The sequence below is a fragment of the Desulfomonile tiedjei DSM 6799 genome (genome assembly GCF_000266945.1).
Lineage (GTDB): Bacteria > Desulfobacterota > Desulfomonilia > Desulfomonilales > Desulfomonilaceae > Desulfomonile > Desulfomonile tiedjei.
The window spans coordinates 5060245-5084906 of record NC_018025.1; the positions used below are offsets into that span (position 1 = coordinate 5060245).

The following is a 24662-nucleotide window of genomic DNA, read 5'->3' on the forward strand; positions in this document are numbered from 1 at the left end:
CGCTGTCACGATGAAGAAAGGTGAGATCAACTATCTTGGCTTTTCTTATCTCTATTTTCGAGAATGTACCTGTTGCATTGTTCGCGAAATTCTCCGACCACTTCTCGAACAGGCCTCCTGGTTTCTTTGGATTCCTTGCCTATCATTTCCCAGAAACTATCGAGCAACGGATAGTCTTCCTTGGTGAAAAGTATCGCAAGGGTGCTCCCACACGAGCACTGTCGGTATTGCATAGTATGCTGAATGTTCAAAGAATTGGTGAATTCCTCAAGACCGTGAGCCAAGGGAGACGTATTATGAAGGTAGTCAGGAAAATTTTCGTAGACTTTTCCGCATGTCCGGCATTTCTTGGGAAACAATCTGCGATTATCGCCGATCTGAGCGAACAATTCGATATACTTAAGGAATTTAGGATTGTAGGCGTCTTTCATTGTTTCGATATCGATAGATTCTATGAAATCAATATACGTACATTAAAACCTGGCGTCCAGTAATCACCGTATGATTTCCATGTCTTCTTCTGTGAAAAGTTCACGAATTCTTCTTTTGATCCAACAAGTCTTTAAGCGCGGCAAAAGGCCTGTAACTTGCGTCCGGACCTGATTCCGCAGCACCCGTTTCATCATGAGCTTCTTCTGAATAACGTCCATGTTCCTTGTCGTGACAATAGACGCACAGGAGTTCCCAGTTGGTTCCATCAAGAGGATTGTTCTCGTGGTTGTGGTCCTTGTGATGAACAGTAAGATCGCGAAGTCCTTTGCCTGAAAATTCGCGACCGCATCGACCGCAAACATGGGGAAACAGTTTGAGTGCGCGGTCCCGATATCCGGCATTGCGGAGTTCCTGGTTCCGCTTTGCTTCTGCAACGATCTCATCCAGTCTCCCGCTTTTCTTGGGGGATTTCTTCTGGTTCATTCAGGCCTCCAGGATATTGTCTACCGCGACAGGTTCGGAGCGCGATGACAACTCTTACAATCTCCATTTCTCACATGAATATGCACGAAGCACACGTTCTGCTTTGGTTTTTGCCCAGTGCTCCAATCCCATTTTCTTGATGAGACACAGATTGAACACTTTGGTGTTGTGCCAGAGTTTTGCATTATCCGCATACGGTTGCAAGAAATCACAAGGAAATTCGGGACAATCACAACAAAAGCTTATTCCTCTCCGGTCGGCACAGGGATAAACACGACAATTCATGGGAAGATGGGAGCATTTCCCGCCTTCATCGCGACAGCCCTTGCACACTGCTTTTTCGGGAGGAATCCCCAACTCTTTGGAAACTAATGCTCTCATGTCCGGATCTTCATTCGCGAGATAGAGATAACACGCGAAACACGGAAGGCCGCATGGAGCCGTCATACGAATATAATCCATCGTTTTTCCTCGCTATTAATGAAACGTATTTCTACCCTTTAAAAATGTATTGCGAAACATCCCTCATCGATTGCGGTCTGTTCAAGCTCATGCACTCTCGGTTCGTTCTTCGGCAGGAAAACTCTTGAGAATTGACCCTGCCGGAAATTGTTTCTCAGGTACCGATCCAGTAAAAACACCTCTATTATTAGCGTTGCGTTAGATTTTCGTTGACCGAAAAGATCGCATGAAGTATCCTCCACGGTTCGCGAACTGCAAAAACTGCAATCATCACAATATGTTTCTCCGAGTTTTGGTGTGATGAACAGTCGGCGCTCATGTCCCGGTAATCTATGAGGTGTTTTGCATTCACGCCTTCGACCATCGCGCGGTTTCGAGGATGAATGATCTCATACTATTTCGCAATCAAAAAGGGAATCGACGAGGAACTCTTCACAAAACGTTCCTCAAATGCGTTTTGAAGGCTAGACGGCACTAAATGGTGAATTCTGAATTTGTTCTTCTCATTCTGAGTGTTGTGGCCGGCGCGTACATGGCGTGGAATATTGGCGCTAATGACTGCTCGAATGCGATGGCATCTGCAGTCGGTGCCAAAGTAATCACACTGAGACAAGCTCTTGTTCTGGCCACGGTCCTGACTTTCTTGGGTGCAACGTTCGTCGGGTCGCACGTAGCAAGGACCATACTGAATGATATCGTGAATCAGGAGACAATCAAGAATCCTGTCCTCGTCTGGTTGGGGCTCTTGTCGGCATTGTTCTCGGCTTCACTTTGGGTATGTCTGTCGACGTACAAGAATCTTCCCGTTTCCACTACTCACTCCATCATCGGAGCAATGATCGGAGTTGGACTGGTGGCAGGCGGTCCCAGCGTGGTCCATTGGAGCAAGGTGGGGTTCATCTTCTTGTCCTGGATTCTCTCCCCTATCTTGAGCGGAGTGGCTGCTTTTTTCATTTTCAAATTTATAGACCGGACAATTCTTTCACGTTTGGATACTGCACGCGGTGCTGTATTTGTGAGTCCAATCCTGGTAGCTGCAACAGTATTCATCGTAACACTTTCTCTGGTCTCCAAAACACCGTTGGGAGACAAATTACAGATTAACGGTTCGGAAGCCCTCCTCATCGCGATGATAGCCGCTCTAGTCAGCCATGTTGCGAGCTTCAGTATTCTCAAGTACAAACTCAATCAGGGTGAGTTTGCGGTAGCAGAACAAATCTTTCGATATTTGCAGGTTATGACTTCGTGTTATGTTTCTTTCGGAACCGGAGCAAATGATGTGGCAAATGCTATGGGACCGCTTGCCGGCATTTACTACATTTACTGCCATGGTGCGATCGCTGAACAAACCCCGATTGCACCGGTGCTTCTGGCTTTTGGAGGCGTCATGATCTGTATTGGGGTCTGGACCTGGGGCTATCGCGTCATCGAGACGATGGGTTCAAAAATTACCGAATTGACCAGCGTACGTGGGTTCACTGTGGAATTTTCCGCGGCAACGGTAATTCTGGTGGCGAGCATGATGGGTCTTCCGGTATCAACCACCCATGCAGCGGTGGGTGCATTTGTCGGAGTGGGTCTGGCAAGAGGGTTGCAAGGTCTGCTGGACCTGGGAACACTGGCTCAGATTATGGTCTACTGGTTGATAACGGTTCCTGTTGCGGCAATTACCTCGGCGCTCATATACATGGGGTTGATTCTTCTCTTTATGGGAAGCAGTCTATAGGTGGTGAATAATGAGACTCGTCCTCGGCAACTTGTTTCGAAGATCCCCTTTTGAAAACACGCTCCGTCATGCAGAAAAAGTGGCCCAATGCGGTCCTTTGTTCGTCAGAGCAATCCAGTCTTATTTTGTGGCAGATCGCCATCAGTTCGAGCTTCTCAAGGAAGACATCCGGGAAATAGAAGCAGAAGCGGACAGAATGAAAAGGAACATTCGCGGGCACTTACCGGCAGCCATTCTCATGCCCGTGGATAAATCCGTCTTTTTCTCATTTCTTCGCGAGGCTGATAAGGTAGTGGATTCAATAAAGGATGCTCTATACTGGATGTCATATTATCGTCTGGAACTTCCGGAAGACATTCAGAATGACTATATCTTGCTTGCCAAGGAGGTCGGCGACTATCTGGGTTTCCTGCCGGAGATGGTGAAGCGCAGTCACACGTTCTTTTCCACTCGAATGGAACAGGACAGGGAGGCGGTAAAGGAGATTATCCGCGAGATTCGATTTCGGGAAAAGGAATCCGACGATCTCGAGAAGACAATGTTCATTCGACTCTGTGCAGACGAAACAATTCCTCCGAAAACGTTCTTCATAATGATACGCCTGGTGGAGACCACGGGAGATATTGCAGACCATCTCGAGAATTCAGCGGACATGATGCGCATCATGATTGCCCGGTAATTCATGATCTCCGGGGAGAATCTCTCTCGAATCGGGGCTGGTGTTTCTTGCGGAGAGTCGAGATTTAAGGTGTGACGTTGAGCGGAACTCTTCCAGAGAGTTCCTGCCCAACTTTAATTATATTTGCATAACCGTGTTGCACGGTTGACAAATCATCCGATTATAACGAATGTCAAAATTCTTGTCCGATTGCGAAAAGCGATTCTCGAAAATCGGTGGGTGCCGTGCCTCCGTGCCGGCACATTTTTCTTAACAAATCAACCAGTTCAGCCCGGCAGAGACGCCGGGCCCTACCATTCCTTATAAGGATGGGATGTTCAAAACGTCAGAAATTATGTCAACTGCTATAACAGGTTATCGCTTTCTGGAGGGCGAGGGCTTCATCCCTCGGAAGAGTAGTCTGCACCAGGCAACCATTGTTCTCCCGAAAGACATCGAGGACCTTTTCAGCATTCATATCGCCTCTCACCGCAAGAATCAGTGTAGATGTGCCGGGATTCATAGTGCTTGCCACTTCGTTGACAACATTTTTGGGAACACCGGCATCGGAATATTTTGCGGCCACGGTACCCGCCAACCAACCGAGAATGAGTCCTGCCTGTATTCCAAGAAGTGCTCCCATAAATGAAGCTCCCGAGAAGATCCATGCTACCAATCCGCCCAAGAATCCGAAGTACAAAGCCCCTGTCGTGGGAATCTGGGAGAATAGATCGAACGATTGTTCCGTGATCGTTTCACCGTCAGGCGTTTTTTCGAGAAGAACAGAATCCTCCAGTTCGATGACCGCTGCCTTTTCGAGTTCTTTCATTTCAGTTAAAAGAGCGTCCGCCTGGTACCTGTCCTTGAATCCAACAACCAGAAGTTCATGCATTATTTCTCTCCAGAAGTACATAGGGATTCTGCATTATGAAAATGTCGCGGAACAGGAAGATACCTCTATCTCTGTCCGGGCGTCAATGAGAAATTGTGCGAGGCAGTGATAACACAATGCGAGGCATTCTTATGCCGAAGTGGAGCCTCGGCGGCGGCACAAAGCAGAATTGTGTCGTTGTGTGCCGAACAATCGTCGCGAATGATTGGATGTTTCCTGTCTCTTGTCAGTGATGAGGTACCTGCAAACACTTTGGCAAACAATAGCCATATTTTTCCTGAATTTGGCATGCGTACATCGGCAGCAGCAATCAAGAATCGGCACAGGCCGATGATCTTCAAATCCCTTTGCTGCTGATGCGGTCGTCGTGCTTTATCCGTTCCTGAATACCTTTTCCGATCTGGTACGTACGATCGAATTCCGACCAGAAGGCTTTCTCTTTGTCTTTCCACCCGGGCCCGAAACGCTCGTCAAAGAAATCCCCCAGTTTGTCAAATAACAGTTTCCAGGGAGGCTCACCTTGCTCATGAGCCTTGAACAGAGCGGTGAGCAGTTGGTCGAGCTCGGGCAGAGTCTCCTTGGGGAGATAGGAAATGGCTCCCTTGCGAACACAGGCCAACAGCGTGTCAGGATCGATGGCATGGGCTGTAAGCATAACTGTAGGAAAATTTCTTGCAACGGACTCTTCCAACAGTTTCAAACCGTCAACGCCCATGATGTCGAGAATCACCAAATCATAGCGATTGTTTTTCAATTTTTCGGACGCGCTACGATAGTCACCCGCACAATCAATCACAGAATCCTCAAGGACGTCCTGTATCGATTCGAGTACGTCGGGTTCGTCATCGACCGCCAGAATATGCTTACCTGCCAAATACGATTTATTCTTCATAGTTTTTTCTCCGAACAGTAAGCTTGCAATCGCTCCCATGAACTTAGAAAGTTCAAGGACAAAAGTCAAGCTCGATTGCTAAAGGCGTTTTGATTGCCAGGTACTCGCTAGTTCTACAAAAGCTTTAGAGACTTAGTCATGTCTTCAACACTATAAAGCTGAGACAGAAGTTTCGTATAATGAACTGCAGCCTCATTGGAATGGCTCCGTTTAGACAACTTCTTACTCGTCCATATCACTGATTTTGAACAGATCGAGTAGGCTTTTTGCCGATGAATTCTATCAAAAAGTTTTACGATTCAGATTTGGACGAATGTCTCACACAGCGTCTTCGTTACTTACATCATGAATTATGTGCCAGAAGGAATATACGAATGTTCGCATATTGGAACGGTTTTGCTTGACTTGCAATTGGACGTACCGGTAATTTGGTTAGAATCTTACATCACATGTCGAATGGGCTTGGTCGGGATTCGCACAACAAAAGGAGGTTGCGGTGAAGGTAGAGAAATTGGCAATCGTCGTCATGGTCTGCTTGATGAGCTTCGGTTTACTCGTCGGCCCCTCCATGGGACAGGCTCCATCTCTGGACAAATGGAAGCCGGCCTTCGATCCGTCGAAAGCCAAGTACAAATGCGTTGTATCCAATGTCTCTCACCCGGTACTCAAGGGAGTTTATGCCGGATTCGCTATCAGAGATGAACTCTGGAAGCGAACCAATGGTCAGATTTACCTCGATTACAAGCCGTTCTCCATGTTGGGGGGAGAGGTAGAAGTCCTCAACCAACTTCAAATGGGCGCCATCCAGGGCATGGGATGCAGTTCAGTGGCAGCCACCAACCTGGGGCCTCGATTCGGGCTCGTTAACTTGCCGTTTCTCATCGATTCTTTTGAAAAACTCGACAAATTCGTCGGCAGTGGACAGCTTTTCGATCACTTTATGAATGCCATGGACCATCAAGGGATTATTGGGCTGGACATAACGGGGTACGGCAATTACGGCTGGGCCACAATCGATCCGGTCCGCTCCTATGATGATGCCAAAAAGGTGAAGTTCCGCACCGCAGAAGCTGCAGTAAACCAGTTGCTTTATCAGGAGTGGGGATTCAATCCGGTAGTCATGCCGTGGCCTGATGTACCCGTTGCTCTGAAGCAGGGGGTCATTACGGGCTTGGATCACACCCCTTCAGTCTGCAATATTACCAAGAAATTTGAAGACGCCAAATACTTCACGTACGTTAACTATGCCCAGGGGCTATTTATCTGGATCTTTAACAAGGGCTGGTTCAATTCGTTGCCGCCGGACCTGCAGAAGACCTTTAGAGAGGTGGTCCGCGAGGTCTGCGCAAAGATCCGCGCAGAGGTTGTGCAGCAGGAATTCGATCAGATAGAGGCCGCAAAGAAATCAGGAGTCGAGTTTATAACCCTTCCCGATGGAGACATGAGCGCCCTGCGGAAAAAGTCAGTGCCGGTTCTGGACAAGTACGCACCGGAAATCAACAAACTTTATCCAGGAGACAAGTACAGACCATCCAATTACCTGGAAGAGGTTAAAGGCTACATAGGCTATAAGCCATAACACTTTCAAATAGAGAGCCTCCCTGAGGCTCTCTATCACGTACCAAGCATTATGTATTGGGGTGAAGGGGCCTATCTTTCCTCTCGCCCTCTGGTTGCAGTTGCAGGCTCCTTTCCTGTCACCGGATTGCAGTCTTCCGGATCTCAGTTAGTACACATCCAAAGGAATAGCTCTATGTTTGGAAAAGTCCTCAATGGAATCGACAAGATCCTTACGTTTCTGGAGAATTGGACGCTGTTCATCAGTGTCATGGCAGCCCTTTTGGCACTCTTTTTTAATGTGGTTCTTCGCTACACCATAAATTATACCCTGGCATGGTCCGAAGAACTGGTTCGTGAAGTTATCATCTTCACAACTTTTATAGGGTGCGGTGCTGCAGTCAAGTACCGTTCCATGATCAAGATCGACGCCTTGGTTCAATTAGTTCCCAAACTAAAGCTTCCCTTGACGTATTTCAGTCATTTGGCAACAATCGTTTTCTCCCTCATGATGCTTTATTATGGCTGGAAAATCGCTGCGTTACAGGTGATGACCAATCAAAAGACCATCATTATGGAGATTCCTCTGGTGTATCTCTATTCCTTCCTTCCTATTATGGGAGCGACTATGCTCATTCGAACCATCCAGGTCATATACCAGGACCTTCAAGAGCAGCGCACCTCCAAATAAAAGAAACAACGTGGTCGAGTGGAAAAACCATACTTTTCGTCACCCTGGGACTGATACTGATTAGGAGATACATCTTCATGGAATCGAGTCACATAATCATCCTTCTGCTTCTTTTGGGTTTTTTGGCGAGCTATGTTCCTGTTTTTATGTGTCTGTTTTTTACCGCAGTCCTCGGATTCATACTATTTACCGATCTACCCCTTCTATTACTCGCTCAAACGCTTTTCCGCAGCCTGGACAACTTTTCCCTCGTAGTAGTGCTCTTTTTCATTCTTTGCGGCAATATTATGACTACCGGTTCCATAGTCGAGAAGCTCATCAAGATGGCGAATGCCGTGGTGAGCTGGCTTCCCGGCGGACTGGGAATGGCGGGAGTAATTGCATGCGCCCTTTTCGGCGCTATCTCCGGATCTACTGTGGCTACGGTTGTGGCTCTGGGAGGATTCATGATCCCGGCGCTCATCGAAAAGGGGTATCCGAAGAATTATGCCGTGGGGTTAATGACCACCTCAGGGAATCTCGGTGTGGTCATCCCGCCAAGCATCTCCATGATTCTCTACTGCATGATCAGTAACGTGTCTCTGCAGGGCCTATTCTTGACCGGCTATCTTCCAGGTATTGCAATAACCCTGCTCATTTGCATTTATACCTTCTTCCTATTCCGCAACAACAAGGATCTCGTGCGCACGCCGATTTCAAGCGCGCGAGAATTTTTTGCCATTTTCAAAGAAGGCTTCTGGTCTTTGATGCTCCCGGTTATTATTTTCGGCGGAATTTTTTCGGGGGCTTTTACGGCGAATGAAGCTGCCGTGATTGCATGCGTGTATGCAGTCATCGTGGAGCTGTTCATTCACCGATCCATGAACCTGGGGCAACTTAAGCAGGTGACCGTCTCCTCAGCTATCACTTCCGCAACTCTGTTGATCATCGTGGCAGGCGCGAGCTGCTTTGGCCGATTGCTTACTCTGGAAAACATTCCGGGGAAGATTACGGAAACGGTTTTGTCCACCATTCAGTCTCCTTGGGTTTTTCTGCTTGTGATGAATGGTCTTCTGCTTGTAGTGGGAATGTTCATGGACATCATTTCGGCAACCCTTATTCTCGGACCTGTTTTTCTTCCTATGCTGAGCGCATTCCATATCGATGCAATGCATTTCGGACTTTTAATGACCGTCAATCTCGCGATCGGGTATTGCACTCCACCTGTAGGGGTCAGTCTTTACATCACGGGAGCTATGGTCAACAAAGACTTGGTCTGGGTGACGAAAGCGTGTTTGCCGTTCTTGATCATACAAATAGGTGTTCTTCTGGTAATGACGTATATCCCAAACGCAGTTCTTTGGCTGCCCAGGCTCATGGGCTATATACAATAGAAGACGGAGAGTTGCACTCAGGCATAGCCGAATTCCAATGCCCGCTTTCTGAACACTTGTTCGAGGGGGCCCGAGAGGAACTTCTTCCAAGGAGTCAGCACTGACCTGCACAGTCAGGTCAGTGCAGTTAGCATCTTTTGAATGCAAAATCGTATCAGAGAGCTATTCTTCCTGTAATCCGAACTTGTAGATCTTGTTGATCAGTCCCTGTCTCGATAACCCAAGTTTCTTTGCCGCCATGCTCCTGTTCCCATTGCATTCGTGAAGTGCGGAGACGATCATTGAACGTTCGAGATCGTCAATTGCATCCTTCATAAGCGGCGAATGCTTGGGTCTGTTCTGGGCAAGTTTTTCCAGAGATTTCGTGATCCTCGGAGAAAGGCTCCGCACAGATATATGAGCTCCATCCGCGGTCATGATGTGCGCACGTTCGATCTCGTTCTCCAATTCTCTCACGTTTCCCGGCCATGCATATTTCATGAGCAGGTCCATTGCAGCAGGATCGATACCCCGAACCGGTTTGCCTGTTTGTGAGGATAATTTCGCGAGAAGGTGATGAATCAGCACCGGAATATCTTCAATCCGTTCGCGCAGAGGAGAAATGATCACCGGAAATACGTTAATCCGGTAAAAAAGATCCTCTCTGAATTTTCCCTCTTGAACCAGTACGTGCAGATCTCGATTTGTGGCTGCTACAAGTCGGACATCCACTGTTTGCGTTACTGTATCTCCAACTGGCTTGATCTCTCCCACCTGGATAGCTCTGAGGAGCTTGACCTGCATTGCAGGTGAAGTCGCTTCAATTTCATCGAGAAAGATGGTTCCGGTATGAGCGGCCTGGAACACCCCTTCGTGATCGGAAATAGCTCCGGTGAAAGACCCCTTTTTGTGACCGAATAACTCGCTTTCTATGAGTTCGGACGGAATCGCGGCACAATTCAGGGATACCATGGGCTTGTCCGCGCGGGAGCTCAAAAGGTGTATTGCTCTTGCAATAAGCTCTTTTCCTGTTCCGGATTCACCCTGGATGAGGACTGTGGTGCTGCTCGGCGCTACTTTTCGTACGAGGGATCTGACTTCTCGAATCTGGTGGCTCGTACCAAGGAAATCTTCCAGTGGATCGACATTCTGATACGAAGTTGTTATCTGGGGGGGTCTAGCCTGAAGTGGAGTCGAGACCTGAGGGGTCGAAAAATCCGATTCCAGCGCATGTTGCATGAAACGTGCCGCCTGGGAGGCAAGTATCTCCAGAATCTCCTGATCGGTCGGAGTGAACACACCGGCGCGCTTGTTCAAAACCTGGAACACACCGATGATCACCCCGTCCGGAGCTTTCAGAGGTACGCAGAGAAGATTCTTTGTCGTGTAACCGGTTCTCAGGTCGACGGATTTTTGGAATCTCGAATCGTGGTATGGATCGATAATATTAAGTGACTTTCCATGAGTAAAAACCCAACCGGCAATCCCTGTATCCCACGGAATCCTGATTTGATCGTGCATGAGACCGACTCCCATATGAGAGTACAGCTCCTGCGTTTTCGGATCGGCCAGAAAAATAGTTGCTCGCTCGGCATTCATAACAGTCGGGGCTTCTTTGATGAGTATCTCCACGAGGGAACTCATGTTGGTCTCGCTACTCATGACGATTCCCATCTTGAAAAGGAGTGAAATCCGTTCAAGATAGGATCCCAACGGCCTCACCTGCCGCTGAGGCTGGATAGAGCCTTTTTCCATGCCCAGAGCCTCTTTGAGCAAGGTCATATCCATATGAATGATGATGGATTGTACCAACTCATCAACAGAGACTTTTCCGTTGAGCAATAGGATTTCGTATGGAGATTTCCCGGTCTTCCTGAACTCCCCTACGGCATCCATGTAATCCTTCTTGCTTATTATTCCTGCTTCGAGCAGGAGTCTGCCGATGGCTTGATGATCGATCACCCGTGTTCTCCGGTTTTCCCGTACAGGGCAATTTCTCCGGTCTGGCCGTGGATTATCATCTTGCTTCCTACAACCACCCGAAGATCATTAAATAAAACCGACTCCGACCGGCCCATGAATTTTTGGATCTGACTCACCTGACCCACATAAACTCTGCCCAATGACTTGGAAATATCCGCTGCATGAGCTCCTCTCCCTCCCAGTCGGCTCACCAGGGCTGTCGCAACGGGCAGCGAAAAGACGCCTTCCATGATCTCTTCAGGGATGGGATCGTTCACAACAAATATAAAGCCGTCAAGCTTTTCCGATTCGGGCAGACGTTCATTCATCGCATCTATGATGGATTGAGCTTTGTTAATGTGCCGAAACGGAGCAATCTGATTCCTGTCCGTAACCATGATACCGCGGAATATTTTCCCTGAGACGCCGGTTCCCTGAGCTATCACCGTGTATCCGGATACGCTGAGCGGCGGAACGTGTTCCTTTCGTTCCCTGTCCTTACGGATCTGTAGAATGAACACCTTACCTTTTTCAATAGTGTATTCCAGTCTTGTATCAAAGTGGAGACGCTCGGCTGTCCGAAAGAGTATCCTCGAGAGCTGGGACCATGCTTCAGGCATCTGGGAGGCGAGGGATTCCCGGGTTTTCCACAGATCGTAAACCGGCATTGTCGAGACCTTTCCGTTTACCACGTCCGTTCCCTGGTCTCCCTGCGCAAAATCTCCTCGGAGTTCCATTGTAAGCGGATTGTAAGAAACTACGCCTGTACCTGACGATTCCAATTCCATGTTCCCGTACACCATGGACTGAACGATCACGGGGGTTCGCCATACTCCGTGAATTGCCGCGGCTTGTCGGAACTTGGTAGCAGCCGGGCTCTGGTATGAATGAAGCACCACGCCTGCACAATAGATAAGAATGTCCAGAAGCTTACCTTCATCCAGGAGCTGCACGAGTTTGGGCGCTAATTCTGCTACTCGCTTCTTATACTCGAAGGCGAGTTCCTTCATCTGTTGGGCGCTCATGTGAGCCTTTCGTATAACGCGAAACTCGTTCTTGTGCTTGTCCATTATTTCCTGGAATTCTTCCCGCTCCACCCCGAAAACCGATTGGCTGAATTCCTGAAGAAATCGTCGATAACAGTCGTACGCAAACCATGGGCCCTCTGTTCGGGCAAGGCTTTCGGCAATCTCGTCGTTAATGCCTACGTTCGTGATGGTGGTCATCATTCCGGGCATACTGATGCGGGCTCCCGAACGAACCGAATACAGAGCCGGATTCGCGGGATCCCCAAAGGATCTCCCTGACACTTTGCCGAGTTTGCCGACTGATTCGGCAAGGCCTGCACGAAATCCTTCATCGAGAAGCAGTTCCTCTGTCCGCTTGATTTGCAGATCTGTGGTTATCACGAAGTAAGGAGGCGTGTTCTCTGCAAATCGTAATAAAGAGGCCTTGAGCCCGATTCTGCATGGAGAAATTTCCTGTGGATCGGGAAAGTAAAAGGGTCCCGGTCCAGTCTCGGTTTTGTTTCTTTTATTTACTCGTCGTTGGGAATCCGCAAGGCGCTGATTCAAGAACAATTCAACTTTGTCAATAAAGGTTTCTAATACCCTGAGATTACCATCACGTGCTTGCAAGTCCGAAATATATAACGTTTTCAAGTAATTCTTGAAGAAATCCGTATCGGGAATATCTTTCAGAGTCGTCAGATCTTTGAGTTTTCTCGGGAGCCGTTCCATAGGCATATGGGAAAGAAACGTATCGAAAGGTTCCTCGAACCAGATCCGGTACATGGAATAGATGTCGTCAATCTCTTTCTTGACGATGTTCACGAGATCCCGAACCTTGTCGTACGTGAGACCCAGCGGTCCCGCCCTGAGCAGATCCCGTCCGGCTTGCTGCATGTAGTAGCTGGAATGCCCGTTCACACCTATCCCGATGACGAGGTAATCCAAAAACGCAAGGGCCTGTGCGAGATTCTCCGGAGAAATCTTATCGAAATGCGTATTATTGATGCTCGTGGCGAGGGTCTCCTGAAGCGCCTCCAGCGAAAGGTCTTTTGTGAATGCTTCGAATCGCGGCTCAAGATAAGTGGCCTTTTGGGCATACGCGTGTCCGGCTTTCTTGGCTCGGAGAATTATGGGTATGTCGGGTTGTTCCTGCCTGAGCCGGTCCATTTCACGAATGTACTCTTCCGAGCCTTCGGTCAGGGTGACAGCCGGTGGAAGCGGCTCATGATTGTCCGGCATCAGCAAATTGTCATTGATCGCTTTTCTTTCCTGGAGAGTTTTACTCAATATTTCGAGGCTCTCCCGGACAGTCGATCCCGTTTCCGATCGTCGGACGATAAAGTACTTGGCATGGAGACCCTTTACGAGTTCCATGACACCCAGAACCATTCGTCTGGAGAATTCCGATATACTCGTATCTTCCTGATATCGGGAAAGATCCACTGAAATCAATGCCAAAAGGCTTTCTTTGTCACCGGGATCGATTCCCGCATCTTTGAAAATGCGGCCGCTGAGAATCCTTATTCCTGAAGCTTCTTCCGGGGAGCACCAGTTTTCCAATTTTAGATAGGGCATGGATTCGGGCGGCATCCATTCGCTTATTGCCGCGGGGTCTCCATTCACGAAATATCTCATTATGCCCTGACAAAAATAGAAATTTTCAATACTTCCGCGCCAGTGGATGTCTCCGCGGAGTTTTCCGAGAAAGTTCCCGATGGGCTTCACGCCTCTATTCGCTAGTTCTTTGGCCAGGCTTGCGGCAGTGAGCCTGAGGGTGTCCAGCGGACCGATATCTTTGAACGAGTACGGAATCGCTTTTATCAGGGTTCGAATGAGAAAGTGCGTAACAGAGCTGTTTGTTCTGAGCAGTTGCGAGATCCAATACTGTATGAGGTCTTCGTCACATACCCGGGTACGGCCGATCTCTACCTGAACGATAAGATACGGGATCAGCCTGTGCATGATACGAGGGTTTGAAGCCACGATCGTAAGGAGCGTCTTCATGTGCTGAACGTGGGCTTGATTTGCTCCGGTGTCCTCTGCCAATACCAGAGGCTCACCTGTGTCATCGTCTTCAATCGCAAACTTCGCTTTTATCGGTTGAATAAGAGGTCGCTTGACCAGACCGTCGATAAGCACCTGGGCCATGAAAAAGTATCGAGCTTTGCCCAGTGTTACACCAAGTGCTTCCAAAGCTCGCAATGAGGAGATGATTTCTTTGAGGTCCTCTGAGGCGTATGCCCGATCGAGCATAAGTCCGGCAAATTTATGAATGAGATCCCGTGATGCTTGCTTGCGGGTTTTCTCCAGGCGGACGACAATCTCGCAGATACCCTGTATAAGAAGATCTTTCACTGCCGGTTGATCGAGAATCAAAATCTCAACAGCCAGGATTTCAGAGAATACTTCCTGGATCCGCAGCGGAATGGTATCGATGATTTCCTGAAAAATGGAAAATATTCTTCTCCACGTATCAGCGACATCACGGATGAATGCAACACCTGAGACAATTTCTTCTTCTGTCGCAGGACTCTGCTCCTGAGAGACGGCCGCATGAAAAAACGCTCTTCTGTCCTCAATTGCCGCTGCAGAATAGCTTTTTATTCTGCCTGAAATTTCAGTTCTAAACCTTTCACTGCTCTCGAATTGCTCCTCTGCTACCGCAGTCTCGAGTCTGTCAACGAGCTGCGAAGGACAGGGCTTTATCTCGTCAAGCGCTGTCACGAGCGCTTGCGCGGCCATTCGGTTGACCTTGGGCATGAGATGACTCTTGGTGTTGTCATCACGTTTCTTGAGCGCAGAACGGATCCCGGAAATTTCGACCATCCGCCGGTCCAATGAATTTGCTGAATATGTGAAAGGCCCGGAGATCAGGAATTCCAGTATCCGTTCGATGTAGACCATGTACCCGGTCAGATACTTGTCATCGGTGAGCTTCAGAATACTCTCCACCAGGCGGGCCAAAGCGTATTCCGCCTCGGAACTCGCTTCGGAATCGAACGGCTGGCGAATCGCAGCAAAGAGATAGCTGAGTATCATTTCCATGACAGATGAGACGTGATCGCGGAAAGATTCGTCATCTCGCTCCATGGAGTATCTGGCAAGCAATTGCACCACATCGAGCCAATTGGGAATTTCGTAAAGTACAGGAATGAGATTTTCGCGGATAGCGTCTCGTCGTCCTTCAAATCGGGTGATAAACGTGAATTCTTCCAGGTCAGTCCGTGAGAATCTTGGAAACAGCGCGACAGTAGAGTTATCCTGCCGCAAGGCAATCAGATATGTCGCCGCATTCTCCCCTGTTCGATCCAGTATCGTCAGTACATCACCAAGAGAATCGATCTGCAGCGTGGTTGACTCAGAAAAACCGGTCTTACAGCCTTTGAGCACTGCCGCCATCCCCGCGATCTGAAAAGGATTCAGCGGTTCCCGCTCGGTTATCTGCCTGATAATGTCCTTGATTTCCATGGAGACCTACGGATACAGGAGATGCGAATACCTATGCCTTATCGTTCCACACAAAAGACCGGCAATCAGGAAACGGCTCGACAACCGAAGCTGCAGAGAACAGACCCGTTCGGCATTCCCGAAAAAGGTTTAATTGCTCATGAATCGCGTCACCACTAGAGACAAGTTCTCCATACGTAAGACCCTGATCCGTTCACCTTTCGGAATGTGCGTATCTGATCTGGCATTCCAGTATTCGCCGTGGACGGCTACTTTGCCCTGACCGTTCACATCTGAAATTGCGTACCCGATCTCTCCGACAATTCCCTGTTCTCCGGTGCGCGGCTTTCTCATCCATGCTCTCATGGCCAATCCCAGGGCAAAGATAAAAAACGCGGAGACTATGAAAACGGTCGGTATAATCACCGACCAGGACACCCGCATGGCGGATTCTCCCGTCTCGAAGAGCATTACCGACCCCAGCGTTAGGCTTATTATGCCTCCCACGGAGAGCAGTCCGAATGAAGTGACCTTTAGCTCGAGTATGAACAGAATCACTGCCAGAATGATCAGCATGATGCCCACATAGTTCACGGGGAGCACCTGAAGCGCAAAGAATGCCAGGAGTAGAGAGATTCCACCGACTACTCCGGGAAAGATCAGTCCCGGATTATAGAGTTCCATCATGATGCCGAGACCGCCTATCATAAGTAGCACGTAGGCAACATTCGGGTTCGCTATTACATCGAGGATCTTGAATCGAGTTCCGGTGGGCACTCTCACGATTTTCGCATTCTTGGTGTGAAGAACGTAGCTGCGCCCGTCCTTCTCCACTGTCCTGCCATCAATTTTTTCGAGCAGGTCGGGGACCGAATCTGCCACAACGTCGATAACATTACTTTCAAGAGCTTCCTTTGCAGTGATCGAAACGCTTTCTCGGATAGAACGCTCCGCCCATTCTGCATTTCTGCCCTTCTTGGCGACAATTCCTCGCATATACGCGCTGAGATCGTTGACGACCTTCTCAGACATTGTCTCGTCAATTTTCTGCCCCCCACCCCCCACTGGATGAGCTGCGCCGATATTCGTGCCCGGAGCCATCGCGGCAATGTCTGCGGCCATGGTGATCAATGCTCCTGCCGAGCTTGCAGAAGAGCCGCTCGGAGACACGTAAACCACTATCGGAATTTTGGCATTCAGGATATCTTTTATAATGCTCTTCGTGGTGGTTACCACTCCGCCGGGAGTATCCATAGTTATCACTACCGCATTTGCGTTGGCTTCCTCGGCTTTTTCTATTCCCTTGACGATGTAGTCCGCCAAAGCAGGATTTATCGTGCCGTCCACATTCAACTGATACACAAGGGGCTGTTTTTCTTCAGTTCGAGCGGCAATGGAGCCTGGAAATCCGTTCACGAACAGAGATACGGTTCCCAATACCATGAGCATTACATAAAACAACTCTCGGTTTTTACTCATCATAATGATACTCCGTACGAGACCTCCTCGATTCGAGCAAAGCCATAGCCTTCTGTAGATCTTCCCATGCCATTGCTTTGAACCGTTTATCCGATTCCTCCCTGAGAAGAAATGAGGGATGATAGGTAGGAATCACGGGAATGCCTTCCACTTCGTATACTCTTCCCCTTATGACATTCAGGGGATCGCTCGTCTTAAGCAGTGCCTTTGCAGCTATTCTTCCCAAGGTAACAATCACATCCGGTTCGATCGCGCGAATTTGAGATTTGAGAAAGGGGAGGCATGTGTCAATCTCATCCTGTTCCGGATCCCGGTTAGCCGGAGGACGGCATTTCACTATGTTCGCTATGTACACGTCCTCGCGCTGGAACTTCATAGCCTGAATCATCCTTGTCAGCAACTGGCCCGCTTTGCCGACGAAAGGCCTTCCCTGGGCATCCTCATCTGCGCCCGGGCCTTCTCCCACGAACATGAGCCTCGCGTCAGGTTTTCCTTCGCCGAAGACTATAGTGTGCCTCTTTTCGTGCAAACGACATCGTTTGCAGTCCCCCAACTCGGTTCTGATCGACTCAAGCGAGAGACGATTCTCTTTGTCGGAAGTGGTTCCGAAATCCTTCTCGGGAATCATCACGGGGTTCAGTCCTATGCGCACCATATATTCAAGATAGTTCTTGATCGAATGTGCATAAGAATCCTGCGCTTCGCGTTCAGTCATGGACAACCTTCAGATAGCGGGTACCTCCCTGGATTCCAGAAATTCCCAATGAAAGTCCAAGGAAGGCAGGCCTGCGATTTGGGTCGCTATTCTGTCTTCGACCTCAGTCTTATTACTCGATCCAGAATCAAATCCGCAACCTTCTCTTTAGACATTATATCCATTTGCTCTTCCTCACCGGAACGAAAGAGAAATCTCACGATATTGGTGTCGCAATCAAATCCTGCTCCTGGTTTCGATACATCGTTGAGCACCAGCATGTCCAGGTTCTTGTTTTTCAGCTTTGAGCGCCCGTTTTCGAGAACGTCTCTGGTTTCTGCGGCAAATCCCACCAGGATCTGATCCGGCCGTTTTGTCCGACCCAACTCCGCCAGAATGTCCGGATTTTTTGTGAGTACAATGGTGGGTTCCATTCCATCTTTCTTGATCTTATCTCTTTCCAGCGATGCAGGTCTAAAGTCTGCCACTGCAGCAGCTTTGATGACAGCAGATGCACGGGGAAATTCTTCCAATACTCTGTCACGCATTTCGAGTGCGGTTCGGATTCTGATGTGCCGTATCCCGTTCGGCGGCTCTGCTTTGAGCGGACCGGAAATCAGCGTGACCTCGGCCCCCCTGATTTGAGCACGTTTACAGATGGCCAGGCCCATTTTCCCGGAAGACCTGTTTGTTATGAATCGCACAGGATCGAGCGGCTCTTCCGTGGGACCCGCAGTCACCAGGATGTGCTCCCCTTGAAGGTCGCGCGGCATGAGGAGAGAATATATCTCCTGTGCAATTGCTTCCGGTTCGGGCATTCGGCCTTCCGCATCCCAGCCGCAGGCGAGATAACCGCTTTCAGGCTGCATGACATGGTATCCCAGATTCCGTAATTTATTAATGTTTTCCTGCACGATGGGATTGCGGAACATATTCACGTTCATTGCCGGACAAACCAGCACTGGACATTGAAGCGCCATAAATACCGTCGTCAGCATGTCATCGGCAATGCCGGATGCGATCTTCCCGATGACATTGGCCGTAGCCGGAGCTATGACTGCAAGGTCCGCATCGTCTGCGAGAGAAATGTGTTCCACAGAAGGCCGATCTCTGTCTCCCCACATATCACGATGTACTGGGTTCCCGGTTAAAGTCGCAAGAGTAAGAGGTGTAACGAAATTCGTTGCCGCATCGGTCATTACCACCCGCACAGATAGATTGTTGCGGATGAGCATTCGGACGAGCAACGGTATCTTATACGCGGCTATTCCACCTGAAATCCCGACCAAGACTGACTGATTCATGCGATTACCTTAATTCTTGGCATTTCGGATGCAATTCCGGTACCGAATTATTTCAGGATTCCGACGAGTTTACAAGTGCAGGATTAGCCATCAAAAATCAGACTATCCGATCGGAGCTAAGCGGGTATTATTTCCACACAATTCGACAACGCTTCAGTCTATAGCAAATGTCAGAATTTTTGTACCATTGCGAAAAGCGCTTCTCGAAAATCGGTGGGTGCCGTGCCCTACCGTTCCTTATAAAAGATCCGGTGTTCAAAAGGTTAGAAATTATGTCAACCGCTATATGACGGATCCGGAGAGATTGCGCTTGAACCATGAAAGTTCTTTCCGTCCATTGTTGACAGATAGTCCCTGCATGTGTATGAATAATCATGCCCATTTATTGACAGTGCGCCCGTAGCTCAGCTGGATAGAGCAACGGACTTCTAATCCGTAGGTCACAGGTTCGAATCCTGTCGGGCGTGCCAGAAATCATTGAGGATCCAGGACGAGCTCCGGGTCCTTTTTTATTCAGGAATAACCCAGGGATAGCAAATATGGGGGAGAAGAATGGGCATGCTTTATAAGATCGGTCTACGGCATATTCAGGATTCGTTCACTGCGCCAAACCCTAACAATTCTGATACGAGGTTTATCAAGACGGTAAACTATACGGAAGGGTGGATGAACAATCTCCCGCAGAGTGGCAATGCCAAACTCAGGTACAATCCGACCAATTTCGGGAAAATCGGTGAGCCTTTCCACCGCCGAGAGTACCTGCTCCAAAAAACGTTCGCCAGTCTCGGGATTCTGCTGGTTAGCGTACCACCTGCGGATTGCCTCAAGATCCTGCACAGCCGAGGCAGCGAAGGTGATCTTATATTTCCGAGGCATTTCTTCAAGTCAATCCGAGACGTTTCTTCACGTCTGCGAGACTCATTTCCCTTCCCTCTTCCAGATCCACTATACCTTGAACCACACCACGTAAAAAGGCCAACTCTTCCGTTTGAGTTTCGTAATCCTTGAGTGATTGAACAACAGCCACTCCACGTCCTCTATTGGTCAAAAGGACCGGCCTACGGGTCTTGTCGACTTGGTTAACAACTCGGCCTGGGTTAATTTTCATATCGCTCAGCGGGACGATATCCTCCGAGAATTTTGTAGTCATCGCCATATCTTCTCCTCTCATGATCTACTAATAGTACTGATAATAACACCAATTAAATGACCAAGCAAACTGGATCTAGGATTGGGAACCCGAACTCACGCCTCCGTAGTTATTCGGGGTGAATAGCAGAAGTGATTGGAATGATGAATCTTCCCATCTCCCGCGTTCAGACCAACCCGACTCGGACATCGATTTAGGTTTCAGGGATAACTGATGAGGAATAATTCTTTGGGGCGCTGGAAGCTCAGATCACACCTGGGCGCAAAGAAACCGAATAGGTGAACAGGTCGGATCGATACAACGAACAGCCCGCCATGATGGGGCGAGCAGGAGCAGCATAAATGACCAATCTTCTTGCCAAAAGCGGGCTCCCACGCTTGATTTTCAGCACAGAGGCCTGTTCTGCCGAAGCTACAGTGGCACTTATCTGGTAGTCGGCCTTCTCTATAATCATCTTCCCCCTGCGAGCCAGTGTTATGAAAATGGGTTCTCTTACGATGTCGGCATGTTTCACGAGGCTCATAAACTCTGCTGGTAAATAACGGTCATCCAACGCCACAGGGCAACCATCCGCGTATCGAATGCGTCTGATATAGAAAACGGGTGTTCCTGCCGGCAGCCCAAGGTCGGATAGCCATTGTTCGGAACAGACTTTGGTCTCGTAGGCTGCGACTACAACTTCAATTTGCTTGCTCTGGAGAGTCCATTCTTCGATGAAGGTCTCTATTTGGTCGAGCTGTCCGCTGATCCGACGGGGAGTTATGAATGTTCCGACCCCTCTCACTCTGTACAGGTGCCCTTCATTAACGAGGTCTCTCACTGCTTGTCGCACGGTTAATCGACTTACGCCGAATATCCGGGTAAGTGCTTCTTCGGGCAATAATTTGAGTTGCTCTTTGTTGCCGCCTTGTTCCCTTTTTTCATCGATAAAGCGCAGCAGTTGATCCTTGATTTGACTGTGCAAGGGCAACGCAGAGTTTCTGTCGATGCTTTTGAGCACCTGACTCTCCTCGAGGGCCGTAAGACCATCAGACCGGTGGTATCATGGTGCGCGAGTCCTTTTGGGTGTACCCACGATCGGCGATTCCGTCTCTGGACGGCCCGATTGCACCAGGATCGATTGTTATTATACCCGTCCGGTCCCCAATGGCAAAGCCTGTGACATTCGTTCAGTGAGCATTTGCTCTTGTGCCCGGGCTCAGGCCCGGTCAGCGTGCCGGCAACGAACCTGCAGCACCGCACAGACAAATCTTTTCTCTCCTTATACCATATCTTTCCCATTGTCATCTCCAATTTAACCGCAACACGGTTCCATGAACTGCCCGGGAGTCACACACGCCGGATCGACTGATTTTCTGATGTCTCAAGAGAATATGTCAGGCTTCCGAAGCCTGGAGGAATCGCCAAAACCGTGACCGATATTGGTAGGTGTCGGCCTCCGTACCGGCACATCTTCAATATGATCAATGATATCGGTAGAATGGACCGGCAGGGACGCCGGTCCCCACCAATACCTTCTATTCGAGCGTAGGATAAACGTCAGAATTTTGGGCAATCGCTCTAAAAGAATGCGGAGTACGGGAAAAGCTCACGCCAGGCCTCTCTCGCGACAGCTTTCCCCAGACTGCATCTCGGAACCGGCCGAGATGGGCGCATTGCCCAGTCTCAACCTCCTAAAGCGTTAGCATGCTGTTCTTTTGCAGGACATCCAGCGCAAGAGGCCTGTCCTCGAGTGCCACCAGAATGACCGGCCCCACGCAGCCCATACCGGTCTCAGCGTAAATTCCCCTTGAACGCAGGAGTTCCTGAGCCGATTCCAGGAGCAGGACGTCGATGCCGGCGATCTGTTCGGTGACCACCTTTTTCTCGGGAGCCGGCGCCTGAGGAGCAGTGGCTCGCTTCCGCGTCTTGCACAGTGTGCTCAATCCTGCTCGGTGGGCCCGCTGCCACTCCTCGCGAAAGACTTCCGTGACCTTTCCCCTGACCATAGCGGCCGCGTAAGAGATCGAACCGGCTATTACCGGTGCTCCCGAAGCACGTGAGATGATGTGGATGATGCGTTGATAACGTTCTCCTATGCCCGGACCATATCCCCAGCCAACGGATTCGTAGCCGCCTCCCGTGGTAAACGCAGAAAAGAGTTTGGTTAGCAGGTTTCCGGTAAGGCTATCGCAGACCATGACATCCGGGGTTCCTCGCAAAAGATCGTTCCCACGCATGACCACGTCCCGATCGGACCGCCCTGAAACGGCCAGGTTGATACAGTAGCCGTTGGCCTGGAGTTCACGGAGTATGCGTTCCACCGGTCTGGCTCCGTCGATGTTGAGTACTCCTACGGAGGGGTTGGCGATGCCGTAAGCCTTGGCGACACTAATGCCGTACAAAGCGTTGTAGGCCATGCCCTGGACTCTTTCAGCGGAAGACATGCCTGTGGTGCAGGCTATAAACATGGGCCTTCCCAGGCCTGGAGTACTTACAAGACCTACGGTAGCCACACCAAGGGGAAAGGGATAGTGCATGGTCACAGCGGCCTGGAGTTCGCCCGCATCAAGCATACGTTCCATGACCGCATGCGCCTCTTCTTCCGTAGATGCAGGAACCGTGCGCAGGTTGGTGGCCATGTCAGCAGGTCCGATCGTCAGAACTTCTATGCCCGGTACATTCCTTTGAGCCATCTCAGCCCCCGACAGAACTTCGCTGTATCCATGTTCATTGCCGATCGCAGTGAGGCCGATCTTGATTGCCGGTTCGGAATGAGGTGCCAACAGATGCTGAGCAGTCTCGTCCAGCACTTCAGCGATCAGATGTCTGATATCACGCATCACGCAGTCCCCGGATTGTTCTTGGACAAAGACATCAACATCTCGGCCAGGACCTGGCGGATGCTGTCCTTATCCAACGATGAGCTTTTGGCTGTCAGCCCGCGATTCTTCTCTACGATCAGGGACAGCCCATCGAAGAGATTCGTTATTCTCCCCAGGAACAGACTGCCCTTGCCAATGACCATCGCAGCATTCATATCGCCGGCCAGCAGGCGTTCACGAAAGAAACCGAGACAAGGAACTCCCGAGGGGATGTGTCCCTGAGTGGGAGCAAATCCTGGGAGACCATGTTTTTTAACAAATGCCGGGATGTCTTCTCTGGCAATCTCCGAAGCCATGACTGCCAGCGCGGCTATCATCCGGTAATTACTCTCGGGTACATTGCCGGCTCCGGCAGGTTCGGTAAGTTCGGGGTTCTGCATCTCCACTGAATAGCGGTCAATGTCAGTAATTTTGAGGCCTAGCTGTGCCAGAGGGGCTGTTACAAGGGCCTGCATCACATGCTGAGGCGAAGAACCGGTCCCGATCGCATGCTTGCCGATCACGTCCAATCGAATAACCGGGTTCACTCCATCGTTTTCGGAGATCAGCAGGGCAAAAGTTCCCAACATGTCCTCCAAGACGGGCATGCCCTTGCTCACATGGTCTTTGCCATTCATGCCCAGCTTGGCGACCGAGCCTCCGCCAACCACCACCACATTTTTAAACACTCCTGCCTTGACCAAAGAAGCGGCGTGCAACAGAGCGTGGACAGGCCCCGCGCAAAAACCGCGCACATCGCAGCCGCTCGCATTGACCAGGCCAGTCAACTCTCCGATAGATTTGGCGAAATTGCCGCCGCCCCGTTGGTTCATGTCTCCGCAGGCCTCTTCGGAACATTCAATGATGTAGTCGACCTCGGCCGGAGGTGTGCCCGTGTTGGCCAGCAAATACAGCAAAGGAAGAAGAGACGATGCCTTGACTGTAATGTTTTCGAGCATCACGCGGGCAGACAGATTCTCGTCCGTTTCATGGGCCTGCCGCACACACCCCACAAGTTTTTGTCCCAGGTACAGGCCTTCGGCAGTGTGATTGGCCACAAGCTCTTCAATCACTCTTGAGTCTTCGCCTTTGCTCAAGCGACTCAAGTTAGCCCCTGTCAGGAGACTATGGGAGCCAAGCGACTCGAGGAGCTCCTGAGAAAAATTACGCTCCAAAACCACCAGGTCGAAGGAATCCGCAATCTTCAGGAGTCCGTACAGCTCGACTTCCGGCATGATTTCTCCATATGCCCCAAGTCGGCTTCCTCCATCAGTTGATGTTCCGACCGCAGCGTGCCAAGGTCGCTGGATAGCGTCAAGATCGAGAGGGGAAACGTTGCCGATATAGACCTGGTTCGGAGGATAAGAGACAGCGGACTCAAAATCGCGCAGATGATTCGGGAGCCTGGCAAGGTAATCCGAGTTCGGGTTCTTTTTCCGCTCTGTGCTCTGCGTTGAGCCGTAATGAAGGAGAAGGTTGGGCGCGTGAACCAGGGAATAGGCCACGCCTTTGAGGACAGCCATGTTCCTACCTCGATGCTTGATACCAATTTGCTTTCAAAGTTAGACGAAAATCCCCTCTAACCCCCCTTTACTAAAGGGGGGAATGGGGGGATTTTGAATGCAAAT

General features: G+C 49.8%; 20 protein-coding genes and 1 tRNA gene. 6 read left to right on the forward strand and 15 right to left on the reverse strand.

Features of this window, described 5'->3' with window-relative positions; all coding sequences use genetic code 11:
• Nucleotides 1-26: 26 nt before the first annotated feature.
• The 3 genes from DESTI_RS21630 to DESTI_RS21640 form a co-directional block, all read right to left on the reverse strand.
• Nucleotides 27-431, reverse strand: a complete 405-nt coding sequence (locus DESTI_RS21630; RefSeq protein ID WP_014812112.1) for a hypothetical protein — start codon at nt 429-431, stop codon at nt 27-29.
• Nucleotides 432-531: 100 nt separating this feature from the next.
• Nucleotides 532-915, reverse strand: coding sequence for a YajD family HNH nuclease (locus DESTI_RS21635; RefSeq protein WP_014812113.1), 384 nt, complete (start codon nt 913-915; stop codon nt 532-534).
• A 54-nt stretch (nt 916-969) separates the two neighbouring features.
• Nucleotides 970-1377 carry a DUF3795 domain-containing protein gene (locus DESTI_RS21640; protein WP_014812114.1) on the reverse strand — a complete coding sequence of 136 codons (408 nt, stop codon included), beginning with the start codon at nt 1375-1377 and terminating at the stop codon, nt 970-972.
• A gap of 478 nt (nt 1378-1855) precedes the next feature.
• Here DESTI_RS21640 and DESTI_RS21645 point away from each other — a divergent pair, with 478 nt between their 5' ends.
• Nucleotides 1856-3103, forward strand: a complete 1248-nt coding sequence (locus tag DESTI_RS21645) for an inorganic phosphate transporter (protein ID WP_014812115.1) — start codon at nt 1856-1858, stop codon at nt 3101-3103.
• A gap of 10 nt (nt 3104-3113) precedes the next feature.
• On the forward strand, nt 3114-3782 hold the full coding sequence (locus DESTI_RS21650) for a TIGR00153 family protein (RefSeq protein WP_014812116.1): 669 nt from the start codon (nt 3114-3116) through the stop codon (nt 3780-3782).
• Between the two features lie 337 nt (nt 3783-4119).
• Here the strand turns inward: DESTI_RS21650 and DESTI_RS21655 are convergent, their stop codons facing one another.
• Nucleotides 4120-4653 (reverse strand): DUF1269 domain-containing protein, encoded by a 534-nt coding sequence (locus DESTI_RS21655; RefSeq protein ID WP_014812117.1) that lies wholly within the window; start codon nt 4651-4653, stop codon nt 4120-4122.
• Between the two features lie 337 nt (nt 4654-4990).
• Entirely contained in the window at nt 4991-5545 is a 555-nt protein-coding gene (locus DESTI_RS21660) for a response regulator (protein WP_014812118.1), read from the reverse strand.
• Nucleotides 5546-6041: 496 nt separating this feature from the next.
• Here DESTI_RS21660 and DESTI_RS21665 point away from each other — a divergent pair, with 496 nt between their 5' ends.
• The 3 genes from DESTI_RS21665 (at nt 6042) to DESTI_RS21675 (ending at nt 9166) form a co-directional block, all read left to right on the forward strand.
• Nucleotides 6042-7124, forward strand: coding sequence for a TRAP transporter substrate-binding protein (locus tag DESTI_RS21665; protein ID WP_014812120.1), 1083 nt, complete (start codon nt 6042-6044; stop codon nt 7122-7124).
• 174 nt (nt 7125-7298) lie between these two features.
• Nucleotides 7299-7793 carry a TRAP transporter small permease gene (locus DESTI_RS21670; RefSeq protein WP_014812121.1) on the forward strand — a complete coding sequence of 165 codons (495 nt, stop codon included), beginning with the start codon at nt 7299-7301 and terminating at the stop codon, nt 7791-7793.
• A 77-nt stretch (nt 7794-7870) separates the two neighbouring features.
• Nucleotides 7871-9166 (forward strand): TRAP transporter large permease, encoded by a 1296-nt coding sequence (locus DESTI_RS21675; RefSeq protein ID WP_014812122.1) that lies wholly within the window; start codon nt 7871-7873, stop codon nt 9164-9166.
• A gap of 162 nt (nt 9167-9328) precedes the next feature.
• Here the strand turns inward: DESTI_RS21675 and DESTI_RS21680 are convergent, their stop codons facing one another.
• The 5 genes from DESTI_RS21680 to coaBC all read right to left on the reverse strand — a co-directional run bounded on the left by DESTI_RS21680 (nt 9329) and on the right by coaBC (nt 19041).
• Nucleotides 9329-11107 carry a sigma-54-dependent Fis family transcriptional regulator gene (locus DESTI_RS21680; RefSeq protein ID WP_014812123.1) on the reverse strand — a complete coding sequence of 593 codons (1779 nt, stop codon included), beginning with the start codon at nt 11105-11107 and terminating at the stop codon, nt 9329-9331.
• Complete coding sequence (locus DESTI_RS21685) at nt 11104-15585, reverse strand: PEP/pyruvate-binding domain-containing protein (RefSeq protein ID WP_014812124.1); 4482 nt, start codon at nt 15583-15585, stop codon at nt 11104-11106. Before DESTI_RS21685 ends, DESTI_RS21680 begins: the two co-directional genes overlap by 4 nt.
• Nucleotides 15586-15714: 129 nt before the next feature.
• Nucleotides 15715-17046, reverse strand: a complete 1332-nt coding sequence (locus DESTI_RS21690; protein ID WP_014812125.1) for an NfeD family protein — start codon at nt 17044-17046, stop codon at nt 15715-15717.
• Entirely contained in the window at nt 17036-17758 is a 723-nt protein-coding gene (locus tag DESTI_RS21695) for a uracil-DNA glycosylase (protein ID WP_014812126.1), read from the reverse strand. Before DESTI_RS21695 ends, DESTI_RS21690 begins: the two co-directional genes overlap by 11 nt.
• Nucleotides 17759-17844: 86 nt before the next feature.
• Nucleotides 17845-19041, reverse strand: coding sequence for a bifunctional phosphopantothenoylcysteine decarboxylase/phosphopantothenate--cysteine ligase CoaBC (gene coaBC / locus DESTI_RS21700; RefSeq protein WP_014812127.1), 1197 nt, complete (start codon nt 19039-19041; stop codon nt 17845-17847).
• Nucleotides 19042-19434: 393 nt separating this feature from the next.
• Here coaBC and DESTI_RS21705 point away from each other — a divergent pair.
• Nucleotides 19435-19511, forward strand: a tRNA-Arg gene (locus tag DESTI_RS21705).
• Between the two features lie 106 nt (nt 19512-19617).
• Here DESTI_RS21705 and DESTI_RS21710 read toward each other — a convergent pair.
• The 5 genes from DESTI_RS21710 to grdC all read right to left on the reverse strand — a co-directional run bounded on the left by DESTI_RS21710 (nt 19618) and on the right by grdC (nt 24557).
• Entirely contained in the window at nt 19618-19917 is a 300-nt protein-coding gene (locus DESTI_RS21710) for a type II toxin-antitoxin system RelE/ParE family toxin (protein WP_014812128.1), read from the reverse strand.
• 4 nt (nt 19918-19921) lie between these two features.
• The gene (locus DESTI_RS21715) at nt 19922-20197 is read right to left on the reverse strand and encodes a type II toxin-antitoxin system Phd/YefM family antitoxin (RefSeq protein ID WP_014812129.1); all 276 of its coding nucleotides are present in this window, start codon (nt 20195-20197) and stop codon (nt 19922-19924) included.
• A 238-nt stretch (nt 20198-20435) separates the two neighbouring features.
• Nucleotides 20436-21191 carry a GntR family transcriptional regulator gene (locus DESTI_RS21720; protein WP_014812130.1) on the reverse strand — a complete coding sequence of 252 codons (756 nt, stop codon included), beginning with the start codon at nt 21189-21191 and terminating at the stop codon, nt 20436-20438.
• A 673-nt stretch (nt 21192-21864) separates the two neighbouring features.
• Nucleotides 21865-23013 carry a glycine/sarcosine/betaine reductase complex component C subunit alpha gene (grdD, locus tag DESTI_RS21725; protein WP_014812131.1) on the reverse strand — a complete coding sequence of 383 codons (1149 nt, stop codon included), beginning with the start codon at nt 23011-23013 and terminating at the stop codon, nt 21865-21867.
• On the reverse strand, nt 23013-24557 hold the full coding sequence (gene grdC, locus DESTI_RS21730; protein WP_014812132.1) for a glycine/sarcosine/betaine reductase complex component C subunit beta: 1545 nt from the start codon (nt 24555-24557) through the stop codon (nt 23013-23015). Before grdC ends, grdD begins: the two co-directional genes overlap by 1 nt.
• Nucleotides 24558-24662 lie beyond the last annotated feature (105 nt).

Coding starts and splice junctions, on each gene's coding strand:
- DESTI_RS21630 (WP_014812112.1), bottom strand. CDS start 431: ATGAAAGACGCCTACAATCCTAAATTCCTTAAGTATATCGAATTGTTC.
- DESTI_RS21635 (WP_014812113.1), bottom strand. CDS start 915: ATGAACCAGAAGAAATCCCCCAAGAAAAGCGGGAGACTGGATGAGATC.
- DESTI_RS21640 (WP_014812114.1), bottom strand. CDS start 1,377: ATGGATTATATTCGTATGACGGCTCCATGCGGCCTTCCGTGTTTCGCG.
- DESTI_RS21645 (WP_014812115.1), top strand. CDS start 1,856: ATGGTGAATTCTGAATTTGTTCTTCTCATTCTGAGTGTTGTGGCCGGC.
- DESTI_RS21650 (WP_014812116.1), top strand. CDS start 3,114: ATGAGACTCGTCCTCGGCAACTTGTTTCGAAGATCCCCTTTTGAAAAC.
- DESTI_RS21655 (WP_014812117.1), bottom strand. CDS start 4,653: ATGCATGAACTTCTGGTTGTTGGATTCAAGGACAGGTACCAGGCGGAC.
- DESTI_RS21660 (WP_014812118.1), bottom strand. CDS start 5,545: ATGAAGAATAAATCGTATTTGGCAGGTAAGCATATTCTGGCGGTCGAT.
- DESTI_RS21670 (WP_014812121.1), top strand. CDS start 7,299: ATGTTTGGAAAAGTCCTCAATGGAATCGACAAGATCCTTACGTTTCTG.
- DESTI_RS21675 (WP_014812122.1), top strand. CDS start 7,871: ATGGAATCGAGTCACATAATCATCCTTCTGCTTCTTTTGGGTTTTTTG.
- DESTI_RS21685 (WP_014812124.1), bottom strand. CDS start 15,585: ATGGAAATCAAGGACATTATCAGGCAGATAACCGAGCGGGAACCGCTG.
- DESTI_RS21690 (WP_014812125.1), bottom strand. CDS start 17,046: ATGATGAGTAAAAACCGAGAGTTGTTTTATGTAATGCTCATGGTATTG.
- DESTI_RS21695 (WP_014812126.1), bottom strand. CDS start 17,758: ATGACTGAACGCGAAGCGCAGGATTCTTATGCACATTCGATCAAGAAC.
- coaBC (WP_014812127.1), bottom strand. CDS start 19,041: ATGAATCAGTCAGTCTTGGTCGGGATTTCAGGTGGAATAGCCGCGTAT.
- DESTI_RS21710 (WP_014812128.1), bottom strand. CDS start 19,917: ATGCCTCGGAAATATAAGATCACCTTCGCTGCCTCGGCTGTGCAGGAT.
- DESTI_RS21715 (WP_014812129.1), bottom strand. CDS start 20,197: ATGGCGATGACTACAAAATTCTCGGAGGATATCGTCCCGCTGAGCGAT.
- grdD (WP_014812131.1), bottom strand. CDS start 23,013: ATGCGTGATATCAGACATCTGATCGCTGAAGTGCTGGACGAGACTGCT.
- grdC (WP_014812132.1), bottom strand. CDS start 24,557: ATGGCTGTCCTCAAAGGCGTGGCCTATTCCCTGGTTCACGCGCCCAAC.